The 15,096-nt window shown below is 67.5% G+C and carries 12 protein-coding genes; 9 read left to right on the top strand and 3 right to left on the bottom strand.

Features of this window, described 5'->3' with window-relative positions:
- Window positions 1–4 precede the first annotated feature (4 nt).
- A complete protein-coding gene (locus tag G3N61_RS10615) occupies window positions 5–1,279 on the bottom strand; it encodes an MFS transporter (protein ID WP_205822366.1) in 1,275 nt (424 codons plus the stop codon).
- A 106-nt stretch (window positions 1,280–1,385) separates the two neighbouring features.
- Between G3N61_RS10615 and G3N61_RS10610 the strand changes: the two genes are divergently transcribed.
- From G3N61_RS10610 to G3N61_RS10600, 3 genes are all read left to right on the top strand, one after another.
- A complete protein-coding gene (locus tag G3N61_RS10610; RefSeq protein ID WP_205822365.1) occupies window positions 1,386–2,435 on the top strand; it encodes a LysR substrate-binding domain-containing protein in 1,050 nt (349 codons plus the stop codon).
- Window positions 2,436–2,550: 115 nt separating this feature from the next.
- Window positions 2,551–2,760: a hypothetical protein gene (locus G3N61_RS10605; RefSeq protein WP_205822364.1), complete on the top strand. Its 210-nt coding sequence runs from the start codon at window positions 2,551–2,553 to the stop codon at window positions 2,758–2,760.
- The gene (locus G3N61_RS10600) at window positions 2,760–3,140 is read left to right on the top strand and encodes a type II toxin-antitoxin system VapC family toxin (RefSeq protein ID WP_205822363.1); all 381 of its coding nucleotides are present in this window, start codon (window positions 2,760–2,762) and stop codon (window positions 3,138–3,140) included. The genes G3N61_RS10605 and G3N61_RS10600 overlap by 1 nt, the downstream gene beginning before the upstream one ends.
- 56 nt (window positions 3,141–3,196) lie before the next feature.
- Here G3N61_RS10600 and dapA read toward each other — a convergent pair whose 3' ends face one another.
- Window positions 3,197–4,090, bottom strand: coding sequence for a 4-hydroxy-tetrahydrodipicolinate synthase (gene dapA, locus G3N61_RS10595; RefSeq protein WP_205822362.1), 894 nt, complete (start codon window positions 4,088–4,090; stop codon window positions 3,197–3,199).
- Between the two features lie 451 nt (window positions 4,091–4,541).
- Between dapA and G3N61_RS10590 the strand changes: the two genes are divergently transcribed.
- Window positions 4,542–5,561, top strand: coding sequence for a sulfate ABC transporter substrate-binding protein (locus G3N61_RS10590; protein WP_089451370.1), 1,020 nt, complete (start codon window positions 4,542–4,544; stop codon window positions 5,559–5,561).
- Window positions 5,562–5,755: 194 nt separating this feature from the next.
- Window positions 5,756–6,712, top strand: a complete 957-nt coding sequence (locus G3N61_RS10585) for an ion channel (protein ID WP_043187051.1) — start codon at window positions 5,756–5,758, stop codon at window positions 6,710–6,712.
- A 30-nt stretch (window positions 6,713–6,742) separates the two neighbouring features.
- Here the strand turns inward: G3N61_RS10585 and G3N61_RS10580 are convergent, their stop codons facing one another.
- Complete coding sequence (locus G3N61_RS10580) at window positions 6,743–7,357, bottom strand: glutathione S-transferase (RefSeq protein ID WP_043187053.1); 615 nt, start codon at window positions 7,355–7,357, stop codon at window positions 6,743–6,745.
- A 599-nt stretch (window positions 7,358–7,956) separates the two neighbouring features.
- Here G3N61_RS10580 and G3N61_RS10575 point away from each other — a divergent pair.
- The 4 genes from G3N61_RS10575 to G3N61_RS10560 all read left to right on the top strand — a co-directional run bounded on the left by G3N61_RS10575 (window position 7,957) and on the right by G3N61_RS10560 (window position 15,043).
- Entirely contained in the window at window positions 7,957–8,556 is a 600-nt protein-coding gene (locus tag G3N61_RS10575) for a hypothetical protein (RefSeq protein ID WP_205822361.1), read from the top strand.
- Between the two features lie 66 nt (window positions 8,557–8,622).
- Window positions 8,623–8,814, top strand: a complete 192-nt coding sequence (locus tag G3N61_RS10570) for a hypothetical protein (RefSeq protein ID WP_205822360.1) — start codon at window positions 8,623–8,625, stop codon at window positions 8,812–8,814.
- Between the two features lie 1,099 nt (window positions 8,815–9,913).
- Entirely contained in the window at window positions 9,914–10,387 is a 474-nt protein-coding gene (locus tag G3N61_RS10565; protein ID WP_241017682.1) for a GNAT family N-acetyltransferase, read from the top strand.
- A gap of 1,083 nt (window positions 10,388–11,470) precedes the next feature.
- Window positions 11,471–15,043, top strand: a complete 3,573-nt coding sequence (locus G3N61_RS10560; protein WP_205822359.1) for an indolepyruvate ferredoxin oxidoreductase family protein — start codon at window positions 11,471–11,473, stop codon at window positions 15,041–15,043.
- The last annotated feature ends 53 nt before the right edge of the window (window positions 15,044–15,096 follow it).

Genomic DNA, 15,096 nt, shown 5'->3' with positions numbered 1-15,096 from the left:
GCCGCTATCGCGCGGCGAACAGCGGATAGGTCGCGGCCGCGACCAGCGCGGCCGTGAGCCACACGACGCTCCACGAACTGACGGCGAGCAGCGGCGGAATCGCAAGCGGCGTCGCGAACAGCCCGAGGTAGCAGATCGTGTTCGCCATCCCGAGCGCGGTGCCCGCGTGGTTCGCGCCCGCCAGCGTCGCGAGCTCCGTGTACGCGACGCCGTGCCACGCCGACACGCAGATGCCGGCCAACACGAGAATCACGACGATCGCGGCGACGGGGACTTGCGGGCTGCCGGCCGTCGCGGCCGCAAGCAGCGCGAACGACCCGGCCGCGACGAGCACCGAACGGCGCAGGTACGCGCGCCGGTTGCCGTGCCGGTCGGTATGGCGGCCGCTCCAGACGCGCGTCACCATCGCGCCGAGCTGCAGCACGACCATCGCCGCGCTGATGCCGGCGAGGCCGAGCCGGCCGAAGTCGTGCAGGAACACCGTCGCGAACGTGAGCACCGCGAACTGCGGTGCGCACAGCGCGCCGATGCCGAGCACGATGCGCCACACGGGGCCGCTCGTCAGCGGGCCGCGGGTGCGCGGGGCTGCCTGATGCGGCTGTTCCGCCGCGCGTGTCGCAGCGGCGTCGACGGTGACCGGTGCGGCGGGCGGCTCGTGCAGCCAGCGCCAGGTCAGCGCCGCGGATCCCGCGCACAGCAGCATCAGCGTGCCGAATACCGCGGCAAAGCCCAGGTGCGACGCGAGCGACGGCAGCAGCGCTGCGCCGATCCCGCCGCCGAGCGGCACGGCCGTCTGGCGGATGCTCATCGCGAGCCCGCGTTCGCGCTCGCCGAACCAGCGCATCACCGCGCGCCCGCTCGACCCGTTCACGCTGCCGCCGAGCAGGCCGACGCAGCACATCGCCGCGACGACGCGCAGCAGCGGCGGCACCCCGTGCGCGGTCGGGACGATCGTGCACACCATCAGCGCGAACATCGCGGCCGTCGCGACGAGCCCGGCGAGCAGCACGCGGCGATCGCCGAAGCGATCGGCGGCCATTCCCCACGGCAGCTCGGACAGCGCGACGCCGAAGCCGAGCGCGCCGAGCACGAGGCCGAGTGCGGCGTTGTCGAGGTGATAGGCCGTGCGCATCCACACCGCCGTGGTCGGAATGCCCGCCGCCGCGGCCGAGAAGCTCATGTTCGCGGCGACGCCGGCGGCCAGCACGCGCCAGCGATGGGCCGGGCCGCGTGCATCGCGGGCGGGCGAGGAGGGAGAGGCGAGGTACGAGGTATCCATGACGGCAGGCCCGGTTGGAAATTGACATCGACAGTCTGGCGACCTACATTCATCCTGAAAATCGGAAAGTTCTTGATGAATCGTTCGATGAAACAGGATGATTGATATGCCCGGACATGACATTCCGCGCGACGGCGGCGAGTCGCTCGCGCTGGCCGATGCCGCGCTGGCACGGCCCAACTTCGACGTGGCGGCGCTGCGCAGCCTCGTCGCGGGGGTGGATCTCGGCAGTTTTGCGAAGGCGGCCGACCGCGTCGCGCGCTCGTCGTCGGCGGTGAGCGCGCAGATCCGCAAGCTCGAGGAGCAGGCCGGCACGCCGCTGTTCGTGAAAGCCGGGCGCGGGCTGGCGCTGACCGACGCCGGCGACGCGATGCTGCGCTATGCGCGGCGGATGATCGAGCTGAACGACGAGGCGGCCGCGGCGGTGCGCGGCACGAATCTCGACGGCTGGGTGCGCGTCGGGCTGCAGGAGGATTTCGGCGAGGCGATCCTGCCCGACGTGCTCGGGCGGTTCGCGCGCGCGCATCCGAAGGTGCGGATCGAGGCGCGGGTGGCGCGCAATGCCGATTTGCTCGACCGGCTCGACGCGAACCAGCTCGATCTCGCGCTGGTGTGGGGCGATCCGGCGTCGGCGGCGCTGGTGGCGCGCACGGGGATCGACAGCGAGGCGATCGCGCAGGTGCCGATGCAGTGGGTCGGGGCGGCGGGAGCGGGCGGCTTCGGCATGCCCGGCGCCGCGGAGGAGGGGGCGGAAGGCGGCGCGCTCGAAACGGGCGGCCGTGCGATACGCGCGCCGGGCGAGCCGCTGCCGCTCGTCGTGTTCGACCGGCCCTGCCGGTTCTTCGGCGCGGCGACCGGTGCGCTCGACCGCGCGGGCATGCCGTGGCGGGTCGCGTTCACGACGCCGAGCCTCGCCGGGCTATGGGCCGCGGCGGCGGCCGGCCTCGGGCTGACGGTGCGCTCGCACTACGGGCTGCCCGCGTCGGTGCGCGTGCTCGATGCGGCGACGTGCGGGTTGCCGGCACTGCCGAGCCTGCCGCTGATCCTGCTGCGGCGCACGTCGTCGGCGACGCCGACCGTCGATCGGCTCGCGCGGATCGTGAAGCAGGCGGTGCGGGATGCGACGGAGGGGGCAGGGGTGGCGCTGGCGGCGTGATGAAACACTCGATTGCCGCCGCGGGTTGCGTTTCGCCAGTCCCTCTGCCGATCGGTCGAATGGATCGATCGGGGGAACCTGACTACAGTGGTGATCACTTGAAACGGAGGTCATCATGCAAAACGCGAATACACCCGGCGCCAGTGCGGTCGATCCGGCTCAAAGGGCAGATGCCACGATCCGCGGTGACGGGGCTTCAGCCGATCGACGCCTCCCTGCCAAGCCGCCCATTCGGTTCGGTGTCCTGCAAGGGCAGGCCTGGATCGCGGACGACTTCGATGCCCCGCTGCCCGATTACCTGCTGGATGCTTTCGAAGGGCGTTGATGCGGCTGTTGCTCGATACGCACATCTTTTTGTGGATCGTGACCAATGACCCCAAGCTCAGCACACGGGCGCGCAGACTGATCTCGGCCGCCGACGAACGTTTCGTCAGCAGCGCGAGTATCTGGGAGGCCGCCATCAAGGCCGGCTTGGGGAAGCTCGATATCGACGTCGGCAAGTTGATCCGGGCGATCGGCTCAAGCGGGATTCGCGAGCTACCGGTTCGGGCCGTGCATGGGGCCGCGGTCCGTGATTTGCCGCATCACCATCGTGATCCATTCGATCGCTTGCTGGTGGCGCAGGCCCGGCTCGAACCGCTTCAGCTCGTGACGGCCGATGCCCATCTTGCACAGTACGGCCTGTCTCTCGTTCTGACAGTTTGAAGCAATCTGCCGGGGCGAAATTCGTCGGGTGCCAGCGCCTCGTGCGGCGTCGCGGTTTATGCCACTGCGACGTCCGGCTCGATTTCGTCCAGTTCCGCACAAATGGCCGCCAGCCGCGCCCTCAACCCTTCACTCGCCGGCACGAACGGTAGCCGCAACCCGTCCTCGCACCACCCTTGCGCGGCCAGCACGGCCTTCACCGGCGCCGGGTTCGGCTCCGCGAACAGCGCCGCGACGAGCGGCTGCAGCGCAACCGACAGGCGCCGCGCATCGGCGAGCCGCCCGTCGCGCAGCAGCGCGTGGATGCGCACATGCCATTCGGGCAGCACGTGCGCGCTGCTCGCGATCGCGCCGTGCGCACCGGCGCACATCGCCGCGAAGTTCTGGTTGTCGTCGCCGGACAGGATCGCGAGCGGCGTGTCGTGCACGAGCCGGCTCATCCGTTCGAGCGTGCCGCCGCATTCCTTGATGCCCGCGACGCGCGGGTCCTGCGCCAGCGCCTGCAGCGTCTCCAGTTCGACGTTCACACCGGTGCGGTACGGGATGTTGTAGACGAGCACCGGCAGGTCGGCCGCCTCGACGATCGCTTCGACGTGGCGGCGGATGCCGTCCTGCGTCGGCCGCACGTAGACGGGCGGCGTGACGAGCAGCCCGTCGGGCCGCAGTGCCGCGAGTTCGCGCGCGCGGGTGGCCGCGAAATGCGTCGCGCTCGCGGTCAGCCCGACGACGATCGGCAGCCCGGGCGCCGCGTCGCGCAGCGTCGCGAACACCGCGTCCTGTTCGCGCGCGTCGAGCAGCACGCCCTCACCGGTCGTCGCCCCCGCGACGAAGCCCGCGATGCCCGCGGCCGCATAGTGGCGCGCGAGCCGCGCAAGCGCGGCGTGGTCGACCTCGCCGTGGTGGAACGGCGTGATGATCGGCAGCCAGATACCTTCGAAACGTGTGTTCATGCAAAGCCTCATGGTGGAAACGGAGTGGGAAGGAACCGTTCCGCCGGCGGAGTGCCGGAGCGAGGCGTGCGTGCAAGGAGAAAGAAACGACCTGCGGGCATCCCGTCCGGCATTCGCCTGACGGGACGCGACGTCCCCGTCAGTCGAGGAGTCGTTTTTTCAGTTTCAGCCCGGCCGCGCGCGTACCTGCCGCGACGGCGGCGAGGATCGAAAGCGAGCGCAGGGCAGCGGACATGGAGGAACCGTAAGTGGGCTGAGCGGCGATCTTAACACCGGATCCGATGCATGCGCGAGCGTCCGCCGCCGTTTAGCAGGATTCGAGATTTGCTTTCCACGACTGATTGGAAAGCGCGTCGCGCCCGGCCGCTAGAATGCCCGCTTACGTTTCGATGACAGCGCGTACGCGTGCCGTCACGCACACTCACCACCACTGGAAACGGGGCATATCACGATGGCAAGCATGAAGGGGATCGGCCGTTGGCTGCACACGGGCGCCGCGGCGGCGCTGGTCGTGGCTGCGACGGCCGCGCACGCGGACACGTCGATCCTGAACGTGTCGTACGACGTGACGCGCGAACTGTACAAGGACATCAACACGAGCTTTGCCGCCGCCTACAAGCAGAAGACCGGCGAGACGGTGGCGATCAAGCAGTCGCACGGCGCGTCGAGCGCGCAGGCGCTGTCGGTGCTGCAGGGGCTGCAGGCCGACGTCGTGACGATGAACCAGCCGAACGACATCGACCTGCTCGCCGAGCGCGGCCAGTTGCTGCCGAAGGACTGGCGCGCGCGTTTCCCGGACAACAGCTCGCCGTACTCGACGACGATGGTGTTCCTGGTGCGCAAGGGCAACCCGAAGGCGATCAAGGACTGGAGCGATCTCGCGAAGCCGGGTGTCCAGGTGATCATCGCGAACCCGAAGACGTCCGGCAACGGCCGCTACGCGTATCTCGCCGCGTGGGGCTTCCAGAAGCAGAAGGGCGCGACCGACCAGCAGGCGCTCGACTTCGAGAAGGCGATTTTCCGCAACGTGCCGGTGCTCGACTCGGGCGGCCGCGGGGCGACGACCACGTTCACGCAGCGCGGCATCGGCGACGTGCTCGTGACGTTCGAGAACGAAGTCGCGCTGATGGACACGGGGGCATCGGGCGCGCAGTTCGACGCCGTGTATCCGTCGGCGAGCATCCTCGCGGAGCCGCCGGTCGCCGTCGTCGACAAGGTCGTCGACAAGAAAGGCACGCGCAAGGTTGCGCAGGCGTATCTCGACTACCTGTACACGCCGGAAGCGCAGGAGATCATCGCGCAGCATCATCTGCGCCCGCGCGATGCGAACGTGCTGAAGAAGCATGCGGCCGAGTTCAAGCCGCTGAAGACGTTCAGCGTCGAGCAGGTCTTCGGCAGCTGGGCGAACGCGCAGAAGACGCACTTCGCCGACGGCGGCACGTTCGATCGCGTGATCGTCGACCGGAAGTGACGGGCCGGCGCGCACCGTGCGCGCCGCGGCAGGATGGACGGGAAGCCGGCCGCTGATGCGGCCGGCTTTTTTCATGGCGGCGCGCGGCGCATGTTCGCGCATCGCTGGCGGGCCGTGGGTTGCGCAGCGGCCCGCATTCCCGGCCGCCGTCGCGCGTGCTACGCTCATCGCCTTCCTGCTTTCGGCACCGCGCGATGAACGTCGATTCGTCCTCCTCAGCCTCCCGCGGCCGTGGCCGCAAGATCTGGTCGGGCACGCGCCTGGTGATCGCCTACGGGATGCCGCCGCTCGGCTGGCGCGACCTCTATCACCGCGCGCTGACGGTGAGCTGGCCCGTTTTCTTCCTGTCGCTCGCGATGCTGTTCCTGCTGCTCAACGGCGGCTTCGCGATGCTCTACCTGCTCGGCCACGCGTCGATCGCGAACCAGTCGCCGGCCGGGTTCGGCGGTGCCTTCTTCTTCAGCGTCGAGACGCTCGCGACCGTCGGTTACGGCGACATGCATCCGCAGACCGTCTATGCGCACCTGGTCGCGACGTTCGAGATCTTTATCGGGATGTCGGGCATCGCATTGGCCACCGGGCTCGTGTTCGCGCGTTTCTCCCGTCCGCAGGCGAAGATCCTGTTCGCGCGCTACGCGATCGTGCGGCCGCTGAATGGCCGGATGACGCTGATGGTGCGCGCGGCAAACGCTCGCCAGAACGTGATCGCGGAGGCGCAGGCGAAGCTGCGGCTGATGCGCGTCGAAGGCACGCACGAGGGCTACACGCTGCGCAAGATCCACGACCTGCCGCTGGTGCGCAGCGAGCATCCGATCTTCCTGCTCGGCTGGAACCTGATGCACGTGATCGACGAATCGAGCCCGCTGTTCGGTGAAACGCCGGAGTCGCTCGCGGCGCGCGACGCGTCGCTGCTGATCACGATCGAGGGTTCGGACGAGACGACCGCGCAGGTGATGCAGGCGCGTCACTCGTGGGAGCACGCGGAGATCCGCTGGCGGCATCGCTATGTCGACCTGATGCACGAAGAAGACGGCATCACGCACATCGACTACACGCATTTTCATGAGGTGGTGCCGGTCGACGTCGAGACCGACGAAGGCGGCACGCCGGGCGCGGTGGCCGCGACCACCGTGCCGAGGCCGGCCGCCTAGGCCGGCCAGTGGGCGATACGCCCGCGCGCGTCACGCATGCAGCAGGCGCGCCGCTTCGCGCTGTTCGATCGCCGCCGCGCGGCGGAACCCGTCGCGGTCCTCGGCACGCGCGACGTAATCGCCCAGCACGCCTTCATGCGGCAGCAGATGCGCGTCGAACGCGATCTTCAGCGTGCTGGCGAGCAGCAGGTCGGCCGCGGTGAAGCGCTCGCCGACGAGCCACGGACTATGGGCGAGCGCCTGCGCGAGCGCGCGCTGCACACGCGTGATGTTGCCCCAGCCGAACGCGACCGGATTGCCCGACGCGCCCGTGAATTTCTCGGCCATCGCCGGTTCGAGGCAGGTCGGCGTGAAGAACATCCACTGCAGGAAGCGGCCGCGCAGCGGATCGTCGGGCGCAATGCCGAGCCCGGCGCCCGGGCAGCAGTCGGCGAGATAGAGCAGCACGGCACCCGATTCGGCGAACGGCGCGTTGCCGTCGTCGAGCGCGGGCAGCTTGGCCATCGGATTGACCTGGATGAACGCGTCGCTCCCCTGTTCGTGCGAGCGCAGGTCGATCGGCACGAGCTCGTAGACGACGCCGAGTTCCTCGAGCATCCACAACGCCCGGAACGCCCGGGTCTTCGGCCAGTAGTAGAGCTTCATTGCGCCTCCGCGTAGGGGGTGGGTGCCGTGTCGATCGATGTTCAAGCGTACCCGAGCGGGAACGGTTCGGACAGGGGCGGTCGACGATGGAAATTTATAACTAGTCATGCGCGAACTAGTCATGAATTCTGTGGATGCGGGGTTGATGCGGCTGATGTCGGTCAATGACGTGCCGGGCGGGCGATACGCCGGGCCGGCCGGTATCCTGGCGCGAGCGTACGTGCTTCGTCATGCCGATCTGCCGGGTGGAATATCACACGTGTCTTCGACGTCGAGGAGTCGGCAGATTGTGGAAAACCGTCGCGCAAAGCAACCCGAAATGCTGTGGATTGGAACGGTGAGGACAGAGCGAGCGGTTCGGAGGCGCGGGCGAGCGCGGGCGCGCGCGGCCGTGCGAACCGCTTGCATGCCGATCCTGATTGCCGCGAGAATTCGATGCCTCGCAGACCGAGCGCCGAACACGGGCGCATGCGCAGGATGAAGCAGCGGCAGATGCGCAGCGATGGCGCGGCCACCGCCGAGCAATGTCAGGCGCTCGCCGTCCGAAAGGAAGTCGGTGAGCCGCCGAGTGATCCCAGGACGATCGGAGTTCCACCGTCATGTCGAAGTGCACGATTCTTGCCCGCTGCCTGTCGGTAGCGACTGCCATCGCGATGGCGGGTTGTGCGGCCGTCGCCGCGAACGAGCCGCTGGCTCACGAGACGAATGCTGCGCAGACGAAAACGCCCGTCGTCGCATTCCCGCGCGGCAACGGCTTCACCGCCTTCAACGGAAACCGGTACGCGAACGCCGCCTATCTCGACGGGATGGGGCTGGTGCCCTTCACGTCGATCTATGACGTCTGGGGGCTGTCGTGCGATGCAACCCGCTGCTATCACGTCCCGACCGAGGGCCAGTTCAAGAAGGTGCTGGCCGGCTATGTGTCGCAATTCAGATCGAACGAATTCATCGCGTTCGATTTCGAAAAGATCGTGATCGATGCGGCGCGCTCGGAGGCGCAGGCCGAGAACGAAGTGGCACTGTTCCAGAAGTTCATCGCCTGGACGCGAGCGGCCTATCCGAATGCCCGGCTCGGCATGTACGACTACGATTTCAATCCGAAATTCCGCGACATCCGGGCGCAGCTTTATCAGGCCGGCGGATTCGATTTCTTTGCACCGACGCTGTATCAGCGCTGGCCGAACCATGCGCTGTGGTGAACGAATCTGCGGGCGGTCGTCGAAAACGACCGGGCCATCAACCGATCGCTGCCGATTTATGCGTACGTGTCGCCTTACAAGGCCGGACAGACGGCGAACGGATTTTTGGGCGATGCGGAATGGCTCGGCGAACTGTCCGAGGCAGGGCGAGCCATCAACGGCGTGATCGTATGGACGGAAAGCGCGCCCGGCGATCAGCTGGATACGAGTCAAAGCTGGCTGGCGGACTTGCGACGGATGACCGGCGCCGGACATTGAGCGGCGTCAGCGCAACGGGGCGCGGCGCGCTGCCGGTTGCGAGGTTTTTCGCGCGCACGGCGTACCTGTCGTGTTCGAACGACGGGAAACGCTGTGTATCTCATCGATGAGGATCGTTGACCGCGGTCGGATGCGCCCCCCTTGTTGCGGGCATCCGATACCCGGCAAGACGCGAAAAACCGTGCTTTTCAAAGGTGAATGTCGACCATCGATGTGAACGGGGCGCCCGTTTCGATGTAGTATCCGGTCCCCGCAAGCGACTCGGCATGCTGTGGAGGGCGAGGGTCGGTACGCGCGCCGGGTTGAACGAGGCGTTCGCCGAGGTGTGGATATCTCGCCCTTGAATGGACTCGAAGTGCTGTGCATTTCGATGGTGAGGGTGATCGACGGGACGGCCGCGGCGCTTGTAGCGGTGTGGATATTCTGCGTTTGAAGAGATGCGAAGCGTCGTGTATTTCGAGGTGGTTGCGATCGCGGGATCGGCTGGGGGATTCGCTAAGGTGTGAATATCCTGCTTTGGTCGGGACCCGAAGTGCCGAGAATTTCGAAAGCGAGTGCGGCATCGAACGAGGCGTCCGCGAAGGTGTGGATATCTTCCCTGGAATGGACTCGAAGCGCTGTGCATTTCGATGGTGAGTGTGATTGACGGGGTGGCCGCGGCGCTCGCAGCGGTGTGGATATTCTGCGTTTGAAGAGTCGCGAAGCGTCGTGTATTTCGAAGTGGTTGCGATCGCGGGATCGGCTGGGGGATTCGCTGAGGTGTGAATATCCTGCCTTGGTCGGGACCCGAAGTGCCGAGAATTTCGAAAGCACGTGCGATCGCGGAATCGGCCGAGGCGTTCGCCAAGGTGTGGATATCTTCCCTGGAATGGACTCGAAGCACTGTGTATTTCGAAGGTGAGGGTGAATGCCCGATCGAACGAGGCGTTCGCCAGGGTGTGGATATCCTGCCCTGGAAGGGACTCGAACCGCTGTGCATTTCAACGGTGAGCGTGGGTGCCTGTCCGGGCCGGCGGCCTTGTGCGGCCGTTGGCGGTGCGGATACCCGGAGCGATAACGCTCGGCAACGACGAACATCTTTCCCTCGGGAGCGCCGGACTTGATCACGTCGTCGAACCTCGCGATCCGGGACGCGCAGCCGTCCGATCACGCAGCCATTGCCGCACTGTTGAGTCAGCTCGGCTACGACACTACGCCGTCGCTGATCCTCGCGAAGATCGAAGCGTTGCTTCCGAGTCCGACGGACACGATCGTCGTGGCGGTCGTGCAACACGAGGTCGTCGGCAGCATCAGTCTCCACGCGCTGCCGCTCTTCCACGCGACAGGCTACCTCGGACGCATTACCAGCCTGGTCGTCGATGAGCGCCATCGCGGGTACGGCGTGGGCAGTGCGCTGATGGCGGCTGCAGAGCGGTGGTTCGACGCGACCGGATGCGTGAAGCTGGAAGTGACGAGCGGCGACCACCGGCCGGATGCTCACCGCTTCTACGCGCGGCACGGCTTTTTGCGCGACGGACAGCGACTCGCCAGAACGTTTCCACATCACGCGGCTTCAAGCCCTGATCGCATGTGACGCGAAACGCCGCCCAGCAACGGTGAGCGTGAGCGCGTTGGTGAGCGGGCAACGGGTGCAGGCGGTGTGGATATCTCCCTTCCGAAGAGACTTGAAACGCTGTGTATTTCGACGGTGAGTGCGAGCACGTGATCGAATACGGCGCTCGTTCCCGTGTGGATATCCCGCCCCCAAAACGACTCGAAGGGCTGTGCATTTCGAGGGTGAGCGTCGGTGATCGATCGGCCGAAACGCGCATTCCAGCGTGAATATCAGGGTGCCGGTTCAACCTCCGAAGCCGTTCGACGCCGGTGCATGTCGAGGAGAAGCACGAGTCCTTACGCCGGAAATCGCGCCGGTCATGTTGTGAATATCCGGCCTCGGCGATCACGCGAGCGCCCGTGTATTTCGACCGTGATGGTCGGCTCGGCGTCGAAACGCGAGCTGGTTGCGATGTGGATATCCAGGCCTCGCAACCACTCGTGCGCCTGTGCAATTCAACGGTGAGTGTCAGCCCGAAATCGAAACGCGTGCCGGCTTCGATGTGGATATCCCGCCCATGCGACCACTCGAACCCCGGTGCATCCCGGCGATGAGTACCCGCACCGGGCCGAAGCAGAATCCACTCGAAAGTTGGCACGAAGCCCCGCGCATCGGAACGGGGTGCAGGACGTTCCGGCCACCGACGTGCCAGCCCGATCCCGTTGTGGACATCCGCTCCCCACGCCACTCGAAATGCTGTGCAATCGAACGGTGAGGATACCGCCTCGATCCGCTCAAACCCCCGCCAGCAAAGGCTCAAACGCCCATCGCCACCCCGCGGGCGACGCCCCGGCATCCCGCCACACCCTCCACCAACGCGTGGCTTCCCCCGCGCAGCCACGCAACCGCCGCACACCCCCACCCATTCCGCGCTGCGCGAGAACTCTCTCAAAACCCCCCAAAAACCTGCGTAGTTTTTCTCGCCCCGGCCCCGTCCGAGCAAGATGAGAAAAAACATTCTCGGCGCCGCGCGAAAAAATAGAGCCATTCGCTGCCGGCCCCCACGCGTCGCCTGACGCCTTGCCGAGCAGCCCAGAACAGCACAATCCGGAGACATCCCCCATGACTGCCCGCTTGCCCGTCGACGGCACGCCTGCCCTGTCCGACTACCGCCTGACCGACAACCTGACCGCGACGCGCGGCCGGATCTTCCTGACCGGCACGCAGGCGCTGGTTCGCCTGCTGCTGATGCAGCGCACGGTCGACGCCGAACAGGGGCTCAACACGGCCGGCTTCGTCAGCGGCTATCGCGGTTCGCCGCTCGGCATGGTCGACCAGCAGCTGTGGAAGGCGAAGAATCTGCTCGACGCGGGCGGCGTGCGCTTCCTGCCCGCGATCAACGAGGAACTCGGCGGCACGGCCGTGCTCGGTACGCAGCGCGTCGAGGCCGATCCCGAGCGCACGGTCGAGGGCGTGTATGCGATGTGGTACGGCAAGGGCCCGGGCGTCGATCGCGCGGGCGACGCGCTGAAGCACGGCAACGCGTACGGTTCGTCGCCGCATGGCGGCGTGCTCGTCGTCGCGGGCGACGACCACGGCTGCGTGTCGTCGTCGATGCCGCACCAAAGCGACTTCGCGATGATCGCGTGGCACATGCCGGTCGTGAACCCGGCGAACATCGCCGACATGCTCGAATTCGGCTTGTACGGCTGGGCGCTGTCGCGCTACTCGGGCACGTGGGTCGGCTTCAAGGCGATCTCGGAAACGGTCGAATCGGGTTCGACCGTCGACCTCGACGCGCTGCAGACGCAGTGGCCGGCGCCGGAAGGCTTCACGCCGCCGGCGGGCGGCCTGCACAACCGCTGGCCCGACCTGCCGAGCCTCACGATCGAGGCGCGCCTCGCCGCGAAGCTCGACGCGGTGCGCCATTTCGCGCGCACCAACAGCATCGACAAGTGGATCGCGCCGAGCGCGCAGGCGAACGTCGGCATCGTGACCTGCGGCAAGGCGCACCTCGACCTGATGGAAGCGCTGCGCCGCCTCGACCTGACGGTGGCCGACCTCGACGCGGCCGGCGTGCGGATCTACAAGGTCGGCCTGTCGTATCCGCTCGAAATGACGCGGCTCGAAACCTTCGTCGACGGGCTTTCAGAAGTGCTCGTGATCGAGGAGAAGGGCCCCGTCATCGAGCAGCAGATCAAGGACTACCTGTACAACCGCACGGAAGGCGCGCGCCCGCGCGTGCTCGGCAAGCACGACGCCGCCGGCGGCTGCCTGCTGTCCGAGCTCGGCGAGCTGCGCCCGTCGCGGATCCTGCCGGTGTTCGCCGACTGGCTCGCACGCCACAAGCCGGCGCTCGACCGCCGCGAGCGCGTCGTCGATCTCGTCGCGCCGCAGATCCTGTCGAACGAGGCGGACGCGGTGAAGCGCACGCCGTACTTCTGCTCGGGCTGCCCGCACAACACGTCGACGAAGGTACCGGAAGGCTCGATCGCGCAGGCCGGCATCGGCTGCCACTTCATGGCGTCATGGATGGAGCGCGACACGACCGGGCTGATCCAGATGGGCGGCGAGGGCGTCGACTGGGCCGCGCACGCGATGTTCACCAACACGAAGCACGTGTTCCAGAACCTCGGCGACGGCACCTACTTCCACTCGGGCATCCTCGCGATTCGCCAGGCCGTGGCCGCGAAAGCGAACATCACGTACAAGATCCTCTACAACGACGCGGTCGCGATGACGGGCGGCCAGCCGGTCGACGGCAGCATCTCGGTGCCGCAGATCGCGCGGCAGGTCGAGGCGGAGGGCGTGTCGCGCTTCGTCGTCGTGTCGGACGAACCGGAGAAGTACGACGGCCATCACGGCCAGTTCCCGCCGGGCACGACGTTCCATCACCGCAGCGAGCTCGACACCGTGCAGCGCGAGCTGCGCGAGACGCCGGGCGTCACCGTGCTGATCTACGACCAGACCTGCGCGGCCGAGAAGCGCCGCCGCCGCAAGAAGGGCGAATTCCCCGATCCGGACAAGCGCCTGTTCATCAACGACGCGGTGTGCGAAGGCTGCGGCGATTGCGGCGTGCAGTCGAACTGCCTGTCGGTCGAGCCGCTGGAGACGCCGCTCGGCCGCAAGCGCCGCATCGACCAGTCGTCGTGCAACAAGGACTATTCGTGCGTGAACGGCTTCTGCCCGAGCTTCGTGACGGTCGAAGGCGCGGCGCTGAAGAAGGCCGCCGGTGCCGCCTTCGATGAAGCCGCGCTCGCCGCGCGCGTCGATGCGCTGCCGGTGCCGGCGACGCATCTCGACGCGGCGCCGTTCGACATGCTCGTGACGGGTGTCGGCGGCACGGGCGTCGTGACGGTCGGCGCGCTGATCAGCATGGCCGCGCACCTCGAAGGCAAGAGCGCGTCGGTGCTCGACTTCATGGGCTTCGCGCAGAAGGGCGGCTCGGTGCTGTCGTTCGTGCGGATCGCGTCGAGCGACCGGTGGCTGAACCAGGTGCGCATCGACACGCAGCAGGCCGACGTGCTGCTCGCGTGCGACATGGTCGTCGGTGCGAGCGCCGAGGCGCTGCAGACGGTGCGTCACGAGCGTTCGCGGATCGTCGTCAACACGCACCGGATCCCGAACGCGTCGTTCGTGCAGAACCCCGACGCGAACCTGCATGCGGATGCGCTGCTCGAGAAGATGCACCACGCGGCCGGCGACGGCTACCTGTCGAGCTGCGACGCGCAGGCGCTCGCCGCGAAGTTCCTCGGCGATTCGATCGGCGCGAACATCCTGATGCTCGGCTACGCGTGGCAGCTCGGCCTCGTGCCGGTGTCGCTCGCCGCGATGATGCGCGCGATCGAGCTGAACAACGTCGCGGTGCCGATGAACAAGCTCGCGTTCTCGATCGGCCGGATGGCGGCCGGCGACGCGGCGGGCCTCGATGCGTTGTGGAACGCGCGCCACACGGTGGCCGCGCATGCCGCGCCGGAGACGCTCGCGGAGCTGATCGCCGATCGCGAAGCGCGTCTCGACGCGTACGGCGGCGCACGCTATGTCGAGCGCTACCGTGCGCTCGTGAGCGCGGCGCGCACGAAGGGCGACGATGCGCTCACGCGCGCGGTCGCGACGACGTTCTACCGGCTGCTCGCGGTGAAGGACGAATACGAGGTTGCGCGGCTGTACACGGACGACGCGTTCCGCACGGCGCTCGAGGCGCAGTTCGAAGGCGTGCCGGGGCAGGCGTATCGCGTGAAGTTCAACCTTGCACCGCCGACGGTCGCGAAGGCCGGCAGCGACGGCAGCGCGCCGAAGAAGCGCGTGTTCGGCCAGTGGATGTGGCCGGTGTTCGGCATGCTGGCGCGCGTGCGCAGACTGCGCGGCACGTGGCTCGATCCGTTCGGCCGCACCGTCGAGCGGAAGATGGAGCGCGCGCTCGCCGACGACTACGAGACGACGCTCGCGCGTGCGTTCGCTGCGATGACGGCCGGCAATGCGGCGCAGGTCGCGCAACTGGCCGACCTGCACGCACGCGTGCGCGGCTTCGGTCACGTGAAGGTGCGCAACCTGGCCGGCGTGAAGCGTGCGGAGCGCGAGCTCGCGCTGCAGCTCGGCATCGAAGCGGCGACGAGCGTGGCCGTGCAGCATGCGCTCGACGAGATGAAGGGCGCGGGGATGCTGAAGGGGATTCCGGTCGTCGTCGCGAAGTAACGCGAACGCGGGTGCGGTTCGCTCCGGGCAACCGGGGCGATGCCGGCACGATG

Source organism: Burkholderia sp. Ac-20349 (genome assembly GCF_017104865.1).
Classification (GTDB): Bacteria; Pseudomonadota; Gammaproteobacteria; order Burkholderiales; family Burkholderiaceae; genus Burkholderia; species Burkholderia aenigmatica.
This window is presented reverse-complemented; position numbering and strand designations above follow the sequence as displayed.